Source organism: Sphaerisporangium sp. NPDC051011, assembly GCF_040653595.1.
Classification (GTDB): Bacteria; Actinomycetota; Actinomycetes; order Streptosporangiales; family Streptosporangiaceae; genus Sphaerisporangium.
The window spans coordinates 266,602-285,912 of sequence record NZ_JBFAGG010000002.1 but is presented as its reverse complement, the minus strand read 5'-3'; the positions used below and the strand labels follow the sequence as shown (position 1 = coordinate 285,912).

Genomic DNA, 19,311 nt, shown 5'->3' with positions numbered 1-19,311 from the left:
GAGGAGAACCCCATGATCGCCTGCCCCGAGTGCGAGGCCACGGTCGACCTGCCCGACGCGCCACGCCTCAACGAGATTCTGGAATGTGGTGACTGCCACGCGGAGCTGGAGATCCTTTCTCTGGAGCCGACGCTGGTCGGGCTCGCCCCCGAAGTGGAAGAGGACTGGGGAGAGTGACCTCGCCCGGCACCCTCGCCGTGGTCGCCTCCCGGATCCGCACCGACGAGAAACGCATCTTCGACGCGCTGGACCGGCGGGCCGTCTCGTACGTCCACGTGGACAGCCGGACGATGTGGAGCTCGGCGGACATCGCGCCGCTGCCGTGGGATCGGGCACTGAACCGGGAGATCGGGCATGTCCGCGCGGCGTACGCGGCGCACAGCCTGGAGGCGGTGGGCACCCTCGTGGTGAACAGCGCCCGCGCCACCGAGGTGTGCGGCGACAAGTGGCGCACCTCGATGGCGCTGCGGTCCGCGGGGCTCCCCGCCCCTCGGACCGCGCTGGCCCTGACCCCCACGGCGGCGCTGACGGCGATCGAGGAGATCGGCTACCCGGCGGTGCTCAAGCCGCTGGTGGGCTCGTGGGGGCGGCTGGTGACCTTCGTGCCCGATCGGCAGGTCGCCGAGACGGTGCTGGAGTACATCGCCGCCCTGCCCTCCCCTCACTCGCACGTGGTCTACGTCCAGGAGTTCGTCGACAAGCCGGGACGCGACATCCGCGCCCTGGTGATCGGCGGCGAGGTGCTGGGCGCCGTCTACCGGCGCAGCGAGGAGTGGCGGACGAACGTGGCGCGCGGCGCGGTGACCGAGCGGTGCGAGGTCACCGACGACATGGCCAAGCTCGTGTACGGCGCGGCGAGGGCGACCGAGGCGGACATCGCCGGGGTCGACCTGGTGGAGGACGAGGACGGCAGGCTGCTGATCCTGGAGGTCAACGACACCGTCGAGTTCTCCGGTTTCCAGCACGCGATGGGAGATCGGGTGGACGTGGCGGGAAGGATCGTGGATCACGTGCTGACCGGGGTGCACAAATGGCGCGAGTGACCATCGTCGGCGGTTCCGGCTACATCGGCGGCGAGCTGGTACGGCTGCTGCTCGGCCACCCCGAGGTCGAGGTCGCCGCAGTCACCTCCACCCGGCTCGCGGGACGCCGGGTGGACGGCGCGCACCCCAACCTGCGCGGCCTCACCGACCTGACGTTCACCGACCCCGAGAAGCTGGACGAGTGCGACGCGCTGTTCCTGGCGACTCCGCACAAGGAGACCATGGGCCGGATGGCCGGCTTCCTGAAGCTCGCGCCGCGCGTCTTCGACCTGTCGGCCGACTTCCGGCTCCGGGACCCGGCCCTCTACCGGCGCTACTACGGCCTGGCGCACGAGGCCGCCGACCTGCTGCCCGAGTTCGTGTACGGCCTGCCCGAGCTGCACCGGGACGAGCTGCGCACGGCCGACCGGGTGGCCGTCCCGGGCTGCATGGCCACCGCGGCGATCCTCGCCCTGCACCCGCTGTCCGCCGCCGGGCTGGTGGAGCCGGAGGTGACGATCGACGCGCGCACCGGCTCCAGCGGCTCGGGCGCGTCGGCGGGCTCGGAGAACCTGCACGCCGAGCGCAGCGGCGCGATGCGCGTGTTCGCCCCGACCCGCCACCGGCACGAGGCGGAGATCGGCCAGGAGACCGGCCTGTCGGCCCGGATGAGCGCCACCGGCGTGGAGGCGGTGCGCGGCGTCCAGGTGATGTGCCGGGCACGGCTGGTGCCGGGCGCCGACGAGCGGGCCGTGCGCTCGGCGTTCCGCGCCGCGTACGCCGAGGAGCCGTTCGTCCGCGTGGTGGCGCAGAAGCGCGGCCTGTACCGACTGCCCGAGCCGAAGATCCTCAGCGGGTCCAACTTCTGCGACGTCGGCTTCGCCGTGGACGACGACGAGCCGGCCGAGGGCCAGGGACGGGCGGTGGTGCTGGTCGCCGCGCTGGACAACCTCGTCAAGGGCGGCGCGGGCAACGCGGTGCAGTGCATGAACATCCGGTACGGCTGGCCGGAGCGCGCCGGGCTCACGTTCGCCGGGCTCCACCCCAACTGACGGAAGGCGGGCATGACCGACATCACTGTGGTCAAGTGCGGGGGCAACGCCGCGGTCGAGGCCGACGAGGTGTGCGCCGACGTGGCCGCGCTGCGCGAGCGCGGCGCCGAGCTGATCCTGGTGCACGGCGGCTCGGCGGACATCGAACGGCTGGCCGCCCGGCTGGGCGTGCCCAGCCGGCAGGTGGTCGCCCCCGACGGCGTGCCCGCCCGCTACACCGACCCCGCCATGCTGGAGGTCGTCACGCTGGCCCTCGCCGGCATGGCCAAACCCCGGCTGCTCACCTCGCTCGCCGCCCTCGGAGTGCCCGCCGTCGGGCTCACCGGCCTGGACGCCGGTCTGCTGCGCGCCCGCAGGAAGGCCGCGCACCGCGCCGTCGTGGACGGCGTCCGCGTGATGGTCAGGGACAACCAGGTCGGGACGATCACCTCCGTGAACGCCGGCCTGCTGCGCACGCTGCTCGCCGCGGGCCTCGTGCCGGTGATCTCCCCGCCGGCGCTCGCCGAGGACGGCCGCCCGGTGAACGTCAACGCCGACCGGGTCGCGGCCGCGGTGGCCGCGGCGGTGGGCGCCACGCGGCTGGTCATGCTGACCGGCGCGCCCGGAGTCCTCGCCGACGTCGCCGACCCGGACTCCGTGCTGCCCGTCGTCGAACTCTCCCCGCACGACCCGCCCGCCCACCGCGCCGGCGGGATGGGACTCAAACTGATCGCCGCCCGCGAGGCCCTCACGGCGGGGGTGCCCGAGACGCTGATCGCCGACGGACGCCGGCCCCGGCCGGTGACGGCCGCGCTGGACGGCGCCGCGACCACGGTCGTCCTGGCGGGACGGGACCGCATCGACACCATGGAGACGAGCCCCTGATGAATCATCGGCCCAGCGCAGGCCCGGTTGGCGAGACCTTCGCGATCGGGCTGCTCCGCCGCATGCTGGAGATCGACTCCCCGTCGCACCACGAGGCGGTGCTCGCCCGCACCCTGGTCACCATCATGCGGGAGCTCGGCTTCAGCGCCTACGTCGACGAGACCGGCAACGCCGTCGGCGAGATCGTCCGGGGCGACGGGCCGACCGTGATGCTGCTCGGCCACATGGACACCGTCCCCGGCACGCTGCCCGTCCGCTCCATCAGCGGCAGCCTGTACGGCCGGGGCGCGGTGGACGCCAAGGGCCCGCTCGCCGCGATGATCTGCGCCGCCGCGGGGACGCCCGAGTTCCGCGGCAAGGTGGTGGTCATCGGCGTCGTGGAAGAGGAGACGCCCTCCTCGCGGGGCGCGATGGCGATCCGGCAGAGCCACAACCCCCCGGACGCGCTGATCGTCGGCGAGCCGAGCGGCTGGTCGAGCGTCGTCATCGGCTACAAGGGCAAGCTGGACATGCGCTACCAGGTGACGGTGCCGCCCACCCACCCGAGCAACCCGGTGCCCAAGGCGACGGAGCTGGCGGTCCGCTGCTGGAACTCACTGGTGGACCTGCTGCCGCCGCAGCCCGGCCACGCCGTCTTCGACCAGCCCACCGCGACACTGGTGTCGATCAACGGGGGCCTGGCCGCCGCCGAGATGGAGATGAGCGTACGCACCTCGCCGGACTTCGACTCGGCCGCCCTGGTCCGCGACCTGCGCGAGCGGCTCGGCGGCGCGGGCGAGCTGACCGTCGTCAATTCGGTGGCCGCCTGCCGCACCCACCGGCGCGACCCCGTGGTCCGCGCGCTGTTCGCCGGCATCGCCAAGCAGCAGGGACGCGCCACGGCCAAGCTGAAGACCGCCACCTCGGACATGAACACGCTCGCCGAGGTGTGGGACGTGCCGATGGCCACCTACGGGCCCGGCGACAGCTCCCTCGACCACTCCGAGGACGAGCACATCGTGCTGGCCGACTACCTGCGGGGAATCGCGGTTCTCTCCAGCGCCCTCAACGACCTGTCCGACCTGCCATACCACGAAGCGCGGAGATCGACCCTGGCCGGACCGACCAGCAGTGCTCCCGTGCAGACACGGAGGAACCGATGACCGAGATGCTCAAACGCCTGGCCAGGCTGCCCGAGGACAAGCGCGCCCGTTTACTCGCCCAGTTACGCGCGGGGGCCGAGCCCGCCTCGAACCTCGGGCCGGCGGCCCGGCAGGGCACGGGACCGGTGCCGCTGTCCTTCAACCAGGAACCCCTGTGGACGCACCACCGGCTCTCCCCCGACGAGCCGACGTACAGCATGCCGTTCTGCTACCGCCTGCGCGGCGAGCTGGACGTGGAGGCGCTGCGCGGCGCGCTCACCGGGCTGGTCGCCCGGCACGAGTCGCTGCGGACCAGCGTGACCGAGCGCGACAACACCCCGGTTCAGGTGATCGCGCCCGAGATGCCGGTCGAGATGCTGATCGTCGAGGCGTCGAGCGAGCAGGAGGTGGAGTCGCTGCTCAAGATCGAGGCGCGCATCCCCTTCACGATCGAGACGCCGCCGCTGTGGCGGATCCGCCTGTACCGGCTGGCCTCCGACGACCACTACCTGCTGTTCAACGTGCACCACATGATCTTCGACGGCTGGTCGACGACGGCGCTGGTCCGGGACCTGGCCGAGCTGTACCGCGCGGGAAAGAACGGCGTCGAGCCGGATCTGGCCGAGCTGCCGGTGCAGTACGCCGACTACTCGATCTGGCAGCGTGAGTGGCTGGCCGGCAAGCGGCTGGAGGAGCTGAACACCTGGTGGCGCGAGCGGCTCGCCGACGCCCCCACCCTGGAGTTCCCGACCGACCGGCCGCGCCCGACCCAGGTGACGTTCAATGGCGCCGGGATGCAGACGAGCCTGCCGCCCGAGCTGGACCGCGCCGTGGACGGGCTCGCCCGAAAGCTCGGCGTCACGCCGTTCAACATCTTCACCGCCGGGTTCGCCGCGATGATGCAGCGCTACAGCGGCCAGGACGACGTCGTGATCGGCTCGCCGAACGCCAACCGGCGCTTCAGCTCGCTGGAGACGGTGACCGGCTTCTTCATCAACCAGCTCGTCCTGCGGTTCGACCTGTCGGGCGACCCGACCTTCCGCGAGGTCATCGACCGGACGCGGACCGTCGTCCAGGACACCTTCAGCCACGGCGACATCCCGTTCGGTAAGCTGATCGAGGCCGTCCGGCCGCCGCGCGACCCGTCGCGTCAGCCGCTGTTCCAGATCGCCTTCGCGGTGACCGACTTCGCGCCGCCCATCCAGCTGGAGGGCATCGAGGTCGGCATCGTCGGGACGCACACCGGGACCTCCCGGTTCGACATGGCCTGGGGCCTGACCCGCAACGGCGAGCAGACCACCATCGAGTGCGAGTACAACACCGACCTGTTCGACGCCGAGACCGTCGAGCGGTTCGCCGCCAACTACGGGCAGTTCCTGCTCAACGCCTGCGCCACGCCGCAGACCCCGCTGTCGTGGATCGAGGCGCTGGACGAGCGCGAGTACAACCGCGTCCTGTCCTTCGGCGACGGCCCCAAGCGGGAGGTGCGCCACAACACGATCACCGCCGAGTTCGAGGCGCGGGTCGCCGAACGCGCCGGGGAGACGGCGCTGGTCGTCGACGAGGTCCCGGTCACCTACGCCGAGCTGAACCGCAGGGCCAACCGGCTGGCGCACCACCTCATCGACCTCGGCGCCAAGCCCGGCCAGGTGGTGGCGCTCGCGCTGCCGCGCTCGGCCGACCTCGTGGTGTCGGTGCTGGCGGTGCTGAAGTCCGGCGCCGCCTACCTGCCGCTCGACCCGACCAACCCGAGCGCCCGCATCGCGCAGATCCTCGGCGACGCCGACGCGCTCGCCGTCCTGACCGACTCCTCGCTCAGCGAGCGGGTCGCCGAGGCGGGACGCCAGCTCGTCGTCCTGGACGAGATGGGCGACAAGCTCAACGCGGCGCCGGACACCGACCCGCAGCCCACGGCCGGCCCCGACGACGTCGCGTACATCATCTACACCTCGGGCAGCACCGGGCAGCCCAAGGGCGTGCTGATCGAGCAGCGCAGCGTCGTCAACTTCATCGACACCGTCCAGGAACTGTTCGAGCTGACCCCGGACGACCGCGTCCTCGGCTTCGCCTCGCTCAACTTCGACGTGTCGGTGTTCGAGATCTTCTCCGCGCTGCTCACCGGCGCCCGCCTGTACCTGGCGGTCGACGAGGAGCGGCTGTCCATCGAGCGGCTCCAGGCGCTGATGGAGCGGTCGGGCATCACGGTCATCGACCTGCCCCCGGCCGTGATGAACCTGCTGGAGCCGGAGAGGTTCGACGCCCTGCGCATCGTGTTCGTCGGCGGCGAGGCGTTCTCCGCCGAGCTGGTGAACCGGTGGAACCCCGGCCGCCGGCTGTTCAACGGCTACGGCCCCACCGAGTGCACGGTCACGATGATCGTCGAGGAGTGCCCGGGCACCTGGGAGACCACCCCGCCGATCGGCCTGCCGATGACCAACCACGTGGCGCACGTCCTGGACCAGCACCTCAACCCGGTGCCGTGCGGCGTGCCGGGCGAGCTGGTCATCGGCGGCGAGGGCCTGGCCCGGGGCTACCTGAACCGGCCCGAGCTGACCGAGGAGAAGTTCGTCGCCGACCCGTTCGGCACCGCCCCCGGCGGGCGGCTGTACCGCACGGGCGACCTGGTCAAGCGACTGTCCGACGGGCGGATCGTCTTCATCGGCCGCATCGACCAGCAGGTGAAGATCCGCGGCCTGCGCATCGAGCTCGGCGAGGTGGAGGCGGGCATCGCCACCTTCCCCGGCGTCGCCCAGGTGGCCGTCGAGCCGTGGGCGGACGCCGCCGGCGAGCGTCACCTCGTGGGGTACGTCTCCTCCGGCAAGGACCTGCTCGACATGAACGCGCTGCGCGAGCACCTGGCCGGGCGGCTGCCCGCGTACATGATCCCCTCGTACTTCGTCGACCTGCCCGAGCTGCCGCTGAACAGCAGCGGCAAGGTGAACCGGCGCGCGCTGCCGGACCCCGAGCCGCTGGCGGGCAGCGGGCCGGTGGCCCAGCCGAGGACCGAGACCGAGCGCGTCCTGGTCCAGGAGATCATGGGCCCGCTGCTGCGCAACGAGCGCGTCGGCGTCGGCGACGACTTCTTCCAGCTCGGCGGCAACAGCCTGCAGGCCGCCCAGCTCATCTCGTCCATCAACCGCCGCTTCAAGGTGCGCATCTCGCTGGCGGACTTCTTCCTGTCCCCCACCCCGGCGCACATCGCCGGCATCGTCGACTCCCAGCGCATGGACGACATGAGCGAGGACGAGCTGCTCACGATGCTGGAGTCCATGTCGGAGGACGAGGTCAACGCCCGTCTCGAAGGGGAGAACCGATGACCTCCACCGATTCCCAACCCAACGAGGACAAGCTGAGCAAGCTGTCCCCCGAGCGCCGCAAGCTGTACGAGCAGATGCTCGCGCGGCGGGCGCAGGCGGCGGCCGTGCGCGACAGCCAGGCCGTGGTCATGCGCCCCGGCACCGAGCCGCGCACCCTCGTGCTGATGAACCCGAGCGGCGGCGCGCTGTTCTGCTACGTGCCGCTGACCCGGGCGCTGCGCGAGGGGTTCCCCGTGCTCGGCTGCCTGAGCAGGCCCGGCGACCGCGCCAAGCCGATCGAGCGGCGGCTGGTCGACGTCGGCGCCCGCATCCTGGACGAGCTGGCCGCGGAGCTGGACCCGTCGACGTGCGTGTTCGCCGGGTGGTCGTTCGGCGGCTGCCTGGCCTTCGAGGTCGCCCGGCAGCACGCCGAGCGCACCGGGGCTCGGCAGCCGGTCATGATCTTCGACGCCGAGTACGCCGTGGACCTCGGCGTGGCCGTGCCCGACGAGGAGGAGCTGCGCCGGCAGTTCGTCTACGACGTGTCCCGGCTCCAGGGCGTGCCGACCAGTGAACTGGGCTGGCTGGTCAAGCCGCTGGACAGCCTCAGCCCGATTCCGGACATGCTGGCCAGGGCCGGCGTGTCGCTGGACCTGTCGGAGGAGGAGACGGCCGACCGGTACCACATCTTCGCCGGGGCCGCCGAGGCGCTGTACCGTTACCACCCGCCGGCGCCGTACGACGGCCCGGTGTACGCGCTGATGGCCGGGGCGCACGCGGCGACCACCGAGGCGTGGCGGCGGCAGTCGACCGGCGAGTTCCACCACCTGGCCCTGTCCGGTGACCACTACAGCGTGTTCGACGAGCGGAACCTGCCGCGCGTGGCGCACGCGGTGGAGGAGGCGCTGGCCCGGGTCTGACGGGTTTCACGCGGAAGGCCCCTCACCCCGGCGGAGGTGAGGGGCCTTCCCTGCGGCCTGTTGAGCGTTTCAGTCGCCTGCCATGCCTGGCCAGGTCAGTTGTTGGCCAGGTCGTACTCCGTCTGCATCATGCCGGCGCGATAGGCGAACGACACGAGTTGGGCGCGGTCGCGCAACTGAAGCTTGTTGCGCAGCCGGTAGATGTGCGTGCGGACCGTGGCCACGGAGATGGACAGGGTCACTCCGATGTCCTCGGTGGACATCCCGCGCGCGGTGAGCAGCAGCACCTCGCGCTCGCGCTCGGTGAGCGCGGCCGCGTACGGCTGCAGCATGTCGTCAGGCTCGGTCTTGTGCTGGCGGAACCAGTCCAGCAGGCGCTGCGTCATCCGCGGGGTGAGCATCGCCTGGCCGCTGGCGACGGTCCTGATCGCGGCGACGAGGTCGTCGCGGCTGGTCTCGCGGGTGAGCAGGCCGCTGGCGCCGGCGTGCAGCACATTGGTGAGTGTGTCGTGAGTCAGCGTGTCGTCGTGCTCGTTGGTGGCGAACACTACGACTCTGGGGACGGGGTCGAGTTCCTCCCGCAGCAGGCGGCGGATCAGCTCGATGCCGAGCATGCCCTGCAGGGTGAGGCCTGTGACCACCACGTGTGGCCGATACGTGCGGACCAGCATGATCGCGCGTTGCCCGCTGTCCGTGGTGTCCACCACGGTGATGTCGGACTCCGCGTCCAACAAGGTACGCAGACCGTCCCTGACCAGGGTGGTCTCGTCGCAGATCAGGACCCGATAGTGCACGGTTATAACACCTGCCCTGAACTGGTCTGTTCGACGACGACCTCGGTCGGTCTCTCTCGCTTCCCGGGTACTCGCAGCAAAGCGAACCTCACTAATTCCTTTTCGCGCAAGTTCCTTTTCGAGAGCCGTTCACCTGCCGGCGACCATCCCGTGCGCGGTGTCCCCCCACATAACCTGCGCGGAATACCTTGTCATTCGAAGAATTCAAATGACGTCGCACGACCTCGCCCAAGTCCGAACAAACCCCCAGCAAAAGGGATCTCCATGCCCGCCCTAACGAGAAGCTTGCATCTGCGACTGAACTCTGTCAAGCCTGGTTCTTTAGTTAGTCTCAAGAGCAGTCGGCTATTGCGCTGCGTAAGTGGAGCTAAACGCTACGTAATCGTCATCGCTCCGCAGCGCTGCGGAGAACACAGAATTCGTTCCCCTCGGGGTCGGCCAGCACCACCCAACCCTGACCGTTGGGCCTACGGCGATCGGCCACCAAACGCGCGCCGATTCCGATCAGACGGTCGACCTCGACGTCGCGGAGGACATCCGGCCGCAAGCAGAGATGCACGCGATTCTTGACGGTCTTCGACTCGGGGACCCGGGCGAAGTAGAGCACCGTCTCATTCGGCAGCGTCACCGTCGCGTAGAAGGAATCGTAATCATCGACGGGCTGTCCCGTGACCTCGCTCCAGAACCGCGCCAGCTTGACAGGAACCGCGCAGTCGAAGGTCACATTTTGCAATAGGGATGGCACCCGGAGATTATCCCGGCGACGGACGTCGCATGTCAATCTTGACGACAGGACCGAATTCACGCATTTCGGTCGCCTCTAAGCCGGGATCGACCCCACCTACTTAACCGCAATAGGGGATGTCCGAAAACCGGCGTGCATGACACTCGCGGCGCGCACGCACGGCGCGCGGGCATCCCCGGGTCGCGATCCGGGCGACATTCCCCGAGGTCGCGCTCAGGGCCGGGTCCGAGGCTCCATGGTCGCCGCGTTCACAACCGTCCATAGGAGGACGTTCCAGGTGGCCGCCCCTTTTTGGCCACGACCTCAGGGCCGGGCCGCATTCCTGGGCGGGCGGCGCGCGGGTACGGAATCGATCAAGCGACCTTGGCGACATGTGCCAATATGTTCGATCATGGCACCGATATCCCAAATGGCGCTTACTGGGGGTTCCGCCGCCCGGACGTGTCCCCGGGCGACCATGATTTACGGCGCCCACCCCGCCCGCCTCGCCCGGCGAGCCGCGCGAAGGCCGTACCGCCGACCGGCTTCTGAACAGGCATTCCACCGTACGACTCCCGTACGGTCCCGGCCCCACCGGCGATGCCCGCCGCCCACCGGCCGGTGGTATCGGTCCGCGAACGCGGTCTGCCTCCCCACGAGAACATTCCGCCACCCCAGTGATCCGACCTCTGCCCCCTATGCGCCGGCCCCCATCCCACCACCTCGCCGCAGGTCGTACCACGTACAAATGCGCACGTCGACGAGCGCCCACACCGCGCATTCCCCGCACCGCGAATCGGACACAGAGGATTCCGCGCCATGAATTCCTAACCCGTTACGACCGTCCAGGCGACCGTGCCCGGCGATCTCCCCGATTCGGTTCGCCGGTATGCACGCCGCCTGAATACGGAGGACCCGAACCCGGTCCACCGCCGGAAACGGACGGCCTCACCACCCGTGCACGCAGGCATGGAGAGGAATGCGACGCGAGGCCTCCGGCCGTCCGGCCTGAAATCCTCCTGACAAATGAGCGGCCTTTTCCCAGAGCGTCCGAAAATGATTCCCCCGGCGGAACCGGCGGCCGGCGGCCTTCCGAGTTCTCCGGGCGCCGTCACACCGATTTCCGCGAGGCATTCGTTAGGTGAACACGGGCGCGAACGGAGGCGCACAGAGTAACGGAATTCACGGCATCCGCGAGCCACCTCCGCCGGCGCCGTTCACGGCATCCACCCATTCACCGCTCCGGCCGCCCCCGAAACGCCGTCGCGCTGAATCCAGAGCGTTCCGCCGAACCCGGCGGCGCGCCGGCGGCGGGCACCGTGCATCGTATTCCCGGCATGAACGGCCGAATACGACCGCGCGTTCCAGGCGAATGCGGGGACGCGCAGGACGACGCGATGATCCGGTCCGTTCCGCCGTGCGGGAGTCGCCCGGCGGGAGATGTTCTCCGGAGACGCGGCGCGTGTTCACACCCGCGACGGCGACCGTCCGCGAGAACGCGCGAAGATTGCCGGCCCCCGCGTCCGCTCGGATTGCCGGAGGCATTGCCGTGTACACGCGCGAACAGTCCGCGTAATCGCCACGAGGAGGCCCGGGTAATCGCCACAAGGAGACGGCCCTTGGCCTATCCGGCGCAATGTCCGGGGAAACCGGTGCCCGTCGGGCAGGCAGATGAGCATTCGGCGTCCTGATCCCCGGAGACCGCGCCGTACCGGGCCCGCCCACCGAATTCCGCAGGTGTCCGCGCGGGATACGGAAATCGGCGGATCCGGACCCGGCCGCCTCCTTCCAAGCCACGCCCACCAGGCACGGACAGGCGAGTCTTCGCAGGTCAGTGCATCATGGCCCGGCCATCCACGCTCTCACGCCGGAGCCGCGTGAAGCGCCGATCGGTGCACTCGAACCACCCGCGACCCACATGCGGAAATCGACAGCGAACCGTCATATCCTTTCCGCACGACCACGAACAGGCGGAGGCCAGCGTAATGAACGACGGAACCCAGGAAGCGCCCCGGATTTTAGCATTGTGGAGCGCGCCGCGTTCCCGGTCGACCGCATTCCTGAGAATGATGGCCGCCCGTGGCGACTACACCGTGGTGCACGAACCGTTCTCGCATGTCGCCGATTTCAGCGAGGCGCAGGTGGGCCCCTTCACGGCGCGCACAGAAGCCGAGTTGATCGCTACCCTGCGTGAGCTGGCCGCCCGTGAGCCGGTCTTTTTCAAGGACACCACGGACTTCCACTACCCCGGGCTGCTCGCCGACGAGCGCTTCCTCACGGAGGCGACCCACACCTTCATCATCCGTCACCCCGAACAGGCCATCGCCTCCCACTTCAAGCTCAACGCCGAGCTCGGCCGGGACGAGATCGGGTTCGCCTGGCTCGCCGAGATCTACGACGCGGTCGCGGCCAGGTCGCAGACGCCTCCCGTCGTGATCGACTCCGAGGACCTGATCGAGAACCCGGTCGGCACGGTCAAGGAGTACTGCGCCCGCGTCTCGATCCCGTTCGTCCCCGACGCGCTGAGCTGGCAGCCCGGGGTGCGCGACGACTGGCGCAAGACCCAGCGCTGGCACGAGTCGACGAGCCGCACCGACGGCTTCGTCCGCACCGACGGCGCCGACACCGACTTCGTCCGCGACAACCCGAAACTCGCCGCCTACCTCGACTACCACCTCCCGTACTACGAGCACCTGCACGCCGCGCGGATGCGCGTGCCGAGCTGACCGGCAGGCCCGGCCGGCCCGTGCCGAACCGCCGCCCCCGCCGAGTCGCCTGTGCGGTGTCCGCGCGCGATCACCGAGCCGCCCGCTTCGGTGTCCACCTGCGATCGGCGGGGCCGTCTCCTTCCCCGCTCACCACAGTCCCTTGATTCGGCGCCGGGTCGGCGGGGTGTGGAACGGCGAATCCGGCGCCACCGTACGGCGGGTCATCCGGTCGCCGTTCGCGGCCCTGTGGCGGTGAGCACGCCTGCCACAGGGCCGGCGGAATCTCCAGCCGGTTCGTCGGGAATTCGTTTCCCGCTCCGGCGCGGCATCCGGCACCTGCGCGAACACAAACCGAATTATGTTCAGTTTCGCCGTCAGTGGGGATTGGCCCGCCCGTCATCGCCCACTTGCTCCCCCTCATTCGCCTTTCTTCCGATCGCACGGATCACCCGCCCACAGGGCGTACACGCGCCGCCGCCGTCCGTCCAACCGCCCGCCCATGACTGGTCCGCTGACCAGTGGTCGAGGGCAGTTGTGGAGCCTGTGCAGCGGAAACACCACCACCCCCGCGCCGGGCATATCACACCGGGCATATCGCGCCGGGATGGTCCGCTCTCCCGAAGTCAGGCGGCGGGCGATTCCCGGGCCTTGAAATGAGGGCCTGGACGGCTCCATTCTCCCGCCCCTCACAGGCACGCCGCCGCACCGCCCCCGTCCAATGAATTGACACGTCCACGGCCCGCCGGGAAGCCCCGCGATGCTTCCGTCTCGTCACCATGCCGATTTCCACGCTGTGATGCCCAATAGACACGGCCCGTCGCCGCCCCGGCGGCATCGTCTGTCGTCTTCCCACCATTTCCCGAGTCCTCCTCACATTCCGTGACACCGCGCCGATTCCACTTTCCCCTGCTGATCCCACCTATACGTGCGCATGGTGAGGTGAGCGCGCGCGGCGGGGCCTTGACTGCGGCGGAGCGTCCCGATATGACTCAGGTGATCACTCTGCTCCCGGCGGCCACCACCCGCCGCCGGCCGCCGTCCACGAGATTGGGCCCGGGTCATGCAGGCACCGCGACAGCTTCCGCCGATGTGGACACCGGGCATCGTCCAGGGCGTTCCCCCGGACGGAGTCCTCGACCTCGCGGACGGGTATCTGGACCCCGAGCTGCTCCCCACCGGGATGATGGCCAGCGCCTACGCCGAGGCGCTGGACGAGTACGGGCCCGCGGCGCTGACGTACGGGGCGAACGCGGGGGTGGCGCCCCTGCGCGGCGCGCTGGCCGAGCGGGCGAAGGTCGCGGGCGGATACCCGTGCGAGCCCGAGAACGTCCTGATCACCGCCGGGACCTCACAGGCGCTGCACCTCCTGGCGACAAGGCTCGGCGCGCCGGGCGACGTCGTGCTGTGCGAGTGGGCCAGCTACCACCTCGCCAAGCGGATCTTCTCCGACTGCGGCTTACGGACCGTGCCCATCCCTGAGGACGCCGAGGGTCCCGACCCCGCTGCGCTCTCTGACCTGTTGCTCGACCTGCGGGCGGACGGCGACCGAGCGGCGTTCGCGTACCTCATCCCCACCTTCCACAACCCCACGGGGCGCGTGATCGGCGGGCGACGACGCGCCGAACTGCTGGAGGTCGCCCAGGATCACGGCCTCCCGATCGTCGAGGACGACGCCTACGCCGAGCTCTGCCTCGACCCGATCGACCTGCCCGCCCCGCTGGCGGCGATGGCCGGATACGACGGGGTCGTGCGGCTGTGCAGCTTCGCCAAGACCCTCGGCCCCGGCCTGCGGCTCGGCTGGATGCTCGCCGACCCCGCCCTGGTCACCAGGCTCGCCGGCGGAGGCCTGCTGTCCAGCGGAGGCGGCGTCAACCACCTCACGTCCCTGGCGGTCACGCCTCTCATCCAGCACGGCGCCTACGACCGGCGCCTCCTCTGGCTTCGCGACCAACTGAAGGCCAGGCGCGACGCCCTCGTCTCCGGCCTGCGCGCGGGAGGAGCCGACGCCTTCGCCGTCCCCCACGGCGGCTTCTTCCTCTGGCTGCACGGCCTGAACGCCCAGGCCATCGAACCCACCGGCGTCCGCGCGATGGACGGCGCCCTCTTCGGCCCCCTCGCCGAGCCGGGCCTTCGCCTCAGCTTCAGCTTCAGCTCCCCCACGGACCTGGAAGAGGCCGGCCACAGACTCGCCTCGGCCTACCGAGCCTGACAGCCAGGCGGTGTTACCGCCGCGTTGCCGCACCGGCCCACCGCCAAGGGTGTCGCGCCTTTACAGGCCCGGAAATGACTGTGGGCACCCTCCGCCAGCAGAGGATGCCCAGGTCATCGGCATTAACCGTGGTGCGCCGCCAGGGACTCGAACCCCGGACCCGCTGATTAAGAGTCAGCTGCTCTAACCAACTGAGCTAGCGGCGCATTGACTACGGCGACTTTAGCAGCACCCGCGCGGGTGCGCACATCGAGTGGACGGCGTATCGGGTGGCTCGCGGTGGCCCAGGCTTCAGGGGGTCGCCACTCTCAGCCTCGCTCTTCGCGTCCGGGACCGCCCTACCGGGGCCTTCGTGACGGGGGCTTCACGCCGAGGGAGTCGTGGCTCAGTCGCCGGCCAGGACGACCGGGGTGCGCGGCGGGGTGGCGGGGTGGTGGTCGTAGGACGCCCAGGCACCGCTGGAGAAGGGGACAGGGAAGTTCTTCTTGCCCTTGCCGTCGCCCCACTTGGTGACCACGTAGTCGACCTTGATGTGTCCGGCGTCGAAGCCCTTCACCGTGAGGGTGGAGTCGCTGAAGGTGCCGCCGGTCAGTTCCGCGAAGGTCTTGCCGTCGATGTCGAGCATCACGCCGCTGCTGGAAGGGATGCCGGGGCCGCGGTCGCCGATGAAGAAGGGCGCCTTCTTTCCCTTGTACATCACGTATCCCTCGGTGCCGAGCGGCCAGCTCGGGCTCGCGAAGAGCCCCTTCTGCATCGGCTTGCCGATCGCGGGCATGCCCGTGTCTCCCATACGGCCGGAGGCGTCGTCCCAGAAGTACGAGGCCTTCGTGGACCCATGGAGAAGGACGGGCTTGCCCTGGAAGGCCGGTTCGGTGACCGCGCCGTCGGCGGGCACGGGGGCAAGGACGCTCTGCGCGTCGGCGTCGGCGATGGCGGTCGCGCCGAAGGCCGTCACCGCGGCGAGGCAGGCGCCGGCGATGCAGGAAGCCGGTCGCCAGGTGGGGGGGACAGCGAATGAAGTCATGGGGAGGTCGGATCTTTCATCAGAAGACAAGGACCGCGACTCCGGGCCGAGGGCGGCACCGATGCGGGAGTGGAAGGCGCTGTCTGATCACTGGATCGGCGAGACCATGTCAATCGCCGGGATCCGCGCGTTTCCGTGCTAGTGCAGAAAGTTGTGGCGTCAACCACCACGTCACAGAGGGCGAGCTACTCGCCCGGTGAGACGGCTGCTCCGAGCCGATTTGTCCGCCGCTTCTGACGGCGAGATCCGGGGCTTAGGGTAGCCCGGGGGATGGGTGCCGCGGAGTGGGGTGCTCCACTCGATCTCCTCTCCAATCACGCCTACCGGGTTAGCTGACGGGTTCGGGATTGGAGTCGCTCCCTACCGCTCGCGCGGATTCACCCCAAGGACTTGGGTCCCCGGTTCCCCTCGGCCCCGTTGCGGGCTTCGGAGATTCGACGTTCGGGGCGGCGGCCTTCGGGCTGAAGACCAGGTCACCGCCCGTCTTGGGTTAAGACCTTACCCACCAAGTCAGGACAAAGCCAACATTACCCCTCGAAAGCATTAGAAGATCTACCTTTCCCACCCAAACCTCGCATTTCAGGCATGGATGAGCGACGCTACGGGCACAGAACAGCCGGTCAAAGACGTGTTGCTACGCGGATCAGGTCGGCGACTGCGCGAAGCCGGCTCTGTGGCGGCCAAGCGATCACCGTTGTCACGGGCGGGGCATCCAGGACCGGAACGGCGGCGAGATCCCGGCGCAGGTCGGTGCTGGTGGACTCGGGCACGATCACGGTGGTACGGCCGAGCGCGATCAGCTGGAAGAGCTGTGTCAGGTTCCGTACCTCTGCCCCTGGCCCCTCCGGGTAGTTGCCGCCAGGACCGGGCCAGCGAGCCATCGGGAGTTCCTGCAATGCGGTGACCTCGGCCATCCGAACCTGAGAGCGGCCGGCAAGTGAGTGAGAGGTGGGCAGGATCGCCACCTGTCCCTCGGTATACAGAATTTCGGTGTCGAGTCCGACCGTCGAATCGAATGGCAAGTGCAGCAGAGCCACATCGGCTTGCCCGTTCTGCAGCAATTTCTGTTGCTGATGCGCCTCGCAGAGCAACAGATCGACGGTCGCTGCGCCGGGCTCCGCGCGGTAGGCATCGAGCAGTTTGACCAGCAACTCGCCGGCGGTGCCGGATTTGACGGCGAGGACGAGGTGGGGGCGCCTTTGCGCAGCCTGCTGAGTACGCCGCTCAGCTGCGGCCACCGCGCTGAGGATCGTGCGCCCCTCCGACAGAAGCACGGCCCCGGCCTCGGTGAGCGTGACCTTGCGGCTGGTGCGCTCCAGCAGCGTGACGCCGAGCTCTCGTTCGAGCCGGGCGATGGCGCGGGACAGGGGCGGCTGGGCCATCTCCAGACGCTGGGCGGCCTTGCCGAAGTGCAGTTCCTCGGCGATCGCGACGAAGTACCGCAGCTCGCGTATCTCCATGGATTCACAGTACGGTCGATTGATGTCGCTCGGATATTGCTGCAGTACCGAGATGGTGTTGGTGCCTGATCGAAGTGCAGCCATGCTCGGTGTCATGAGCGAGAAGACAATCGCACTGGTCACCGGCGCGAACAAGGGAATCGGGTACGAGATCGCGGCCGGGCTGGGCGCATTGGGCTGGAGCGTCGGTGTCGGCGCTCGAGACGAGCGGCGCAGGACGGACGCCGTGGCGAAGCTGCGCGCGGCAGGTACCGACGCGTTCGGCGTGCCCTTGGACGTCACCGACGACGAGAGCGTGACCGCCGCGGCGCAGCTGATCGAGGAGCGAGCGGGACGCCTTGACGTGCTGGTCAATAACGCCGGCGTCGCAGGCGACTGGCCAGAGGCACCTACGACCATCGACCTGGAGACCGTGCGACGGCTGGTGGAGACCAACGTCATCGGCGTCATCCGGGTCACCAACGCGATGCTGCCGCTGCTGCGCCGCTCGGCGCACCCGCGGATCGTCAACCAGTCCAGCCATGTCGCCTCGCTGACCCTGCAGACCACACCCGGTGTCGGGCTCGGGATCAGCGGGGCTTACTCACCGACGAAGACCTACCTCAACGCCGTCACCATCCAGTACGCCAAGGAGCTGAGCGGCACCAACATTTTGATCAACAGCGCCTGCCCCGGCTACGTGGCCACCGACCTCAATGGGTTCCGCGGTACTCGGACCCCTGAGCAGGGCGCGTTGATCGCCATCCGGTTGGCGGCTCTGCCCGACGACGGGCCCACCGGTCAGCTGTTCGACGACGATGGCGTCGTGCCATGGTGATGTTCTGACGTGTTGCTGCTGGGCTGCGGCTCAACGCGCCCCACCAGCGCCCGGTGAGCAGCCGTCCCCCACGGCCTGAGCTTGTTCTTTCGCCTCCGGGCCCGTACGTGACCGCCCGGATGGGGAATCGGCGGGCTCCTGGAACGGTACGGAGGAGAGATGTGTCCCGTGCGCGGGGGTGGGTGGGGACAAGTCGGGGCCGGGCAGTCCCCCGCCTGCCCGGCCCCGATCTCAAACGGTCCAGCGCCGATGCCTTCCCCCAAACGCATCGGGCGGTCCCGCTGAACGGACGCGGTCCCCCACCGCGTCCTTTTTGAGAAAAGCTCTTGTCCGCACCCTTGCGAGTGCCAGGTCCCATCCCTCTTGACCTGCCTTAACACTACATACGGGGGCCTGAGCTGCTCGTCATCGCAGGGTATAGATTCGGTCTAAGTCCCGGGGTTGACCGGGTACGGATGGACCCGCAGGCGCAGGCGGCTATTCGGGCAGTTCGACCTTGACCTCGACGCCCTGCTGCAGGGTGCGGCTGACCGTGCAGTGCCGCTCGTGGACCCGCTGGGCGACGGCGCGGAACACTTCGTCCGCCTCGGGGTCGCCTTCGGGAAGCTCGACGTCATAGGTCACCGTCACGGTGCCGAGCATGTTCGATTCGATCTTCGCGGCCTCGACGGTCATCGCGAGCCGGACGAGCCGGTGCCCGCGCTGGGCCGTGAGCGGCTCGACCGTCACGATGTTGCACCCGCCCACCGCCGCGAGGAGCAGTTCGACGGGGGTGAAGACCCCATTCTCGTCCCCGCCGCCGATGGCGACCCGCGCTCCGCGGTCGTTGCTCGCCACGAAGCCGTCTTCTGTACGCTCCACATTCACCGTTGCCATGGATGGAGCCTAGAGCCGACTCCGACGTGTCAGGCGTCCGGGTGCTTGGAGAGGTAGGCGATGTAGACCGGCCGCAGCGCCTCGCCGAGTTCGCCTTCCCCCGAGGCCATGGCGTCGCTCAGCAGCGCGGACACGCGGCTGAGGTCGTTGGCCGACTCGTCGGAATGGCCGCTCGCGGCCTCGGCCGCGGGGATGACCTTCAGCAGGTCCCACAGGAAGCCGAAGTCACCGTGCGCGACCGCGTAGCGCACCGCCCTGTCGTGAAGCTCCTTGGGCGGCAGCGACTCCAACTGGTCCCGGTCCATTGAGTATCACCCCCTTTCACCCCTTTCCCCGCGATCAGGGGGATATGCAGATCACCGCAAAGAACGATCACCCGCCGATGTTCGCCCCGCGTCCCCCGCCGGTCAAGGGCCGATGAAGA

At 69.4% G+C, this 19,311-nt stretch carries 16 protein-coding genes, 1 tRNA gene and 1 riboswitch; of the genes, 10 read left to right on the top strand and 7 right to left on the bottom strand.

Features of this window, described 5'->3' with window-relative positions; translation table 11 throughout:
• Positions 1-12 precede the first annotated feature (12 nt).
• The 7 genes from lysW to AB0H21_RS05415 are packed head-to-tail and all read left to right on the top strand — an operon-like array spanning position 13 to position 8,275.
• The gene (gene lysW, locus AB0H21_RS05445) at positions 13-177 is read left to right on the top strand and encodes a lysine biosynthesis protein LysW (protein ID WP_358512104.1); all 165 of its coding nucleotides are present in this window, start codon (positions 13-15) and stop codon (positions 175-177) included.
• Positions 174-1,043 (top strand): lysine biosynthesis protein LysX, encoded by an 870-nt coding sequence (gene lysX, locus AB0H21_RS05440; RefSeq protein ID WP_358512101.1) that lies wholly within the window; start codon positions 174-176, stop codon positions 1,041-1,043. The genes lysW and lysX overlap by 4 nt, the downstream gene beginning before the upstream one ends.
• A complete protein-coding gene (argC, locus tag AB0H21_RS05435) occupies positions 1,031-2,074 on the top strand; it encodes an N-acetyl-gamma-glutamyl-phosphate reductase (RefSeq protein ID WP_358512098.1) in 1,044 nt (347 codons plus the stop codon). Before lysX ends, argC begins: the two co-directional genes overlap by 13 nt.
• Positions 2,075-2,086: 12 nt before the next feature.
• A complete protein-coding gene (locus tag AB0H21_RS05430; RefSeq protein ID WP_358512095.1) occupies positions 2,087-2,938 on the top strand; it encodes a [LysW]-aminoadipate kinase in 852 nt (283 codons plus the stop codon).
• Positions 2,938-4,080, top strand: coding sequence for a M20/M25/M40 family metallo-hydrolase (locus tag AB0H21_RS05425; RefSeq protein ID WP_358512092.1), 1,143 nt, complete (start codon positions 2,938-2,940; stop codon positions 4,078-4,080). The genes AB0H21_RS05430 and AB0H21_RS05425 overlap by 1 nt, the downstream gene beginning before the upstream one ends.
• A complete protein-coding gene (locus AB0H21_RS05420) occupies positions 4,077-7,376 on the top strand; it encodes an amino acid adenylation domain-containing protein (RefSeq protein WP_358512090.1) in 3,300 nt (1,099 codons plus the stop codon). The genes AB0H21_RS05425 and AB0H21_RS05420 overlap by 4 nt, the downstream gene beginning before the upstream one ends.
• On the top strand, positions 7,373-8,275 hold the full coding sequence (locus AB0H21_RS05415; protein ID WP_358512087.1) for a thioesterase domain-containing protein: 903 nt from the start codon (positions 7,373-7,375) through the stop codon (positions 8,273-8,275). Before AB0H21_RS05420 ends, AB0H21_RS05415 begins: the two co-directional genes overlap by 4 nt.
• 95 nt (positions 8,276-8,370) lie before the next feature.
• On the opposite strand, the gene AB0H21_RS05410 is transcribed toward AB0H21_RS05415, so the two are convergent.
• Complete coding sequence (locus AB0H21_RS05410; protein WP_358512084.1) at positions 8,371-9,069, bottom strand: response regulator transcription factor; 699 nt, start codon at positions 9,067-9,069, stop codon at positions 8,371-8,373.
• 385 nt (positions 9,070-9,454) lie between these two features.
• A complete protein-coding gene (locus AB0H21_RS05405) occupies positions 9,455-9,814 on the bottom strand; it encodes a VOC family protein (protein ID WP_358512081.1) in 360 nt (119 codons plus the stop codon).
• Between the two features lie 1,964 nt (positions 9,815-11,778).
• Between AB0H21_RS05405 and AB0H21_RS05400 the strand changes: the two genes are divergently transcribed.
• Both AB0H21_RS05400 and AB0H21_RS05395 read left to right on the top strand, forming a co-directional pair.
• Positions 11,779-12,519, top strand: a complete 741-nt coding sequence (locus AB0H21_RS05400) for a sulfotransferase family protein (protein WP_358512078.1) — start codon at positions 11,779-11,781, stop codon at positions 12,517-12,519.
• A 1,042-nt stretch (positions 12,520-13,561) separates the two neighbouring features.
• Positions 13,562-14,710 (top strand): PLP-dependent aminotransferase family protein, encoded by a 1,149-nt coding sequence (locus tag AB0H21_RS05395; protein WP_358512075.1) that lies wholly within the window; start codon positions 13,562-13,564, stop codon positions 14,708-14,710.
• Between the two features lie 129 nt (positions 14,711-14,839).
• On the opposite strand, the gene AB0H21_RS05390 is transcribed toward AB0H21_RS05395, so the two are convergent.
• From AB0H21_RS05390 to AB0H21_RS05380, 3 genes are all read right to left on the bottom strand, one after another.
• A tRNA-Lys gene (locus tag AB0H21_RS05390) sits at positions 14,840-14,916 on the bottom strand.
• Positions 14,917-15,095: 179 nt separating this feature from the next.
• Positions 15,096-15,734 carry a hypothetical protein gene (locus tag AB0H21_RS05385; RefSeq protein WP_358512072.1) on the bottom strand — a complete coding sequence of 213 codons (639 nt, stop codon included), beginning with the start codon at positions 15,732-15,734 and terminating at the stop codon, positions 15,096-15,098.
• Between the two features lie 301 nt (positions 15,735-16,035).
• A riboswitch (cyclic di-AMP (ydaO/yuaA leader) is annotated at positions 16,036-16,176 on the bottom strand.
• 178 nt (positions 16,177-16,354) lie between these two features.
• Positions 16,355-17,278 (bottom strand): LysR family transcriptional regulator, encoded by a 924-nt coding sequence (locus AB0H21_RS05380; RefSeq protein WP_358512069.1) that lies wholly within the window; start codon positions 17,276-17,278, stop codon positions 16,355-16,357.
• Positions 17,279-17,288: 10 nt separating this feature from the next.
• Here AB0H21_RS05380 and AB0H21_RS05375 point away from each other — a divergent pair, with 10 nt between their 5' ends.
• Positions 17,289-18,011: an SDR family oxidoreductase gene (locus AB0H21_RS05375; protein WP_358512066.1), complete on the top strand. Its 723-nt coding sequence runs from the start codon at positions 17,289-17,291 to the stop codon at positions 18,009-18,011.
• Between the two features lie 477 nt (positions 18,012-18,488).
• On the opposite strand, the gene AB0H21_RS05370 is transcribed toward AB0H21_RS05375, so the two are convergent.
• Positions 18,489-18,887, bottom strand: coding sequence for an OsmC family protein (locus AB0H21_RS05370; protein WP_358512063.1), 399 nt, complete (start codon positions 18,885-18,887; stop codon positions 18,489-18,491).
• Positions 18,888-18,916: 29 nt separating this feature from the next.
• Entirely contained in the window at positions 18,917-19,192 is a 276-nt protein-coding gene (locus AB0H21_RS05365) for a hypothetical protein (RefSeq protein WP_358512060.1), read from the bottom strand.
• Between the last annotated feature and the right edge of the window lie 119 nt (positions 19,193-19,311).

Excerpts from the sequence above, each read along its gene's own strand:
- AB0H21_RS05365 (WP_358512060.1), bottom strand. The coding sequence starts at position 19,192 with ATGGACCGGGACCAGTTGGAGTCGCTGCCGCCCAAGGAGCTTCACGAC.
- AB0H21_RS05380 (WP_358512069.1), bottom strand. The coding sequence starts at position 17,278 with ATGGCTGCACTTCGATCAGGCACCAACACCATCTCGGTACTGCAGCAA.
- AB0H21_RS05430 (WP_358512095.1), top strand. The coding sequence starts at position 2,087 with ATGACCGACATCACTGTGGTCAAGTGCGGGGGCAACGCCGCGGTCGAG.
- argC (WP_358512098.1), top strand. The coding sequence starts at position 1,031 with ATGGCGCGAGTGACCATCGTCGGCGGTTCCGGCTACATCGGCGGCGAG.
- AB0H21_RS05425 (WP_358512092.1), top strand. The coding sequence starts at position 2,938 with ATGAATCATCGGCCCAGCGCAGGCCCGGTTGGCGAGACCTTCGCGATC.
- AB0H21_RS05375 (WP_358512066.1), top strand. The coding sequence starts at position 17,289 with ATGAGCGAGAAGACAATCGCACTGGTCACCGGCGCGAACAAGGGAATC.
- lysW (WP_358512104.1), top strand. The coding sequence starts at position 13 with ATGATCGCCTGCCCCGAGTGCGAGGCCACGGTCGACCTGCCCGACGCG.
- AB0H21_RS05415 (WP_358512087.1), top strand. The coding sequence starts at position 7,373 with ATGACCTCCACCGATTCCCAACCCAACGAGGACAAGCTGAGCAAGCTG.
- AB0H21_RS05385 (WP_358512072.1), bottom strand. The coding sequence starts at position 15,734 with ATGACTTCATTCGCTGTCCCCCCCACCTGGCGACCGGCTTCCTGCATC.
- AB0H21_RS05395 (WP_358512075.1), top strand. The coding sequence starts at position 13,562 with ATGCAGGCACCGCGACAGCTTCCGCCGATGTGGACACCGGGCATCGTC.
- AB0H21_RS05400 (WP_358512078.1), top strand. The coding sequence starts at position 11,779 with ATGAACGACGGAACCCAGGAAGCGCCCCGGATTTTAGCATTGTGGAGC.
- AB0H21_RS05420 (WP_358512090.1), top strand. The coding sequence starts at position 4,077 with ATGACCGAGATGCTCAAACGCCTGGCCAGGCTGCCCGAGGACAAGCGC.
- AB0H21_RS05370 (WP_358512063.1), bottom strand. The coding sequence starts at position 18,887 with ATGGCAACGGTGAATGTGGAGCGTACAGAAGACGGCTTCGTGGCGAGC.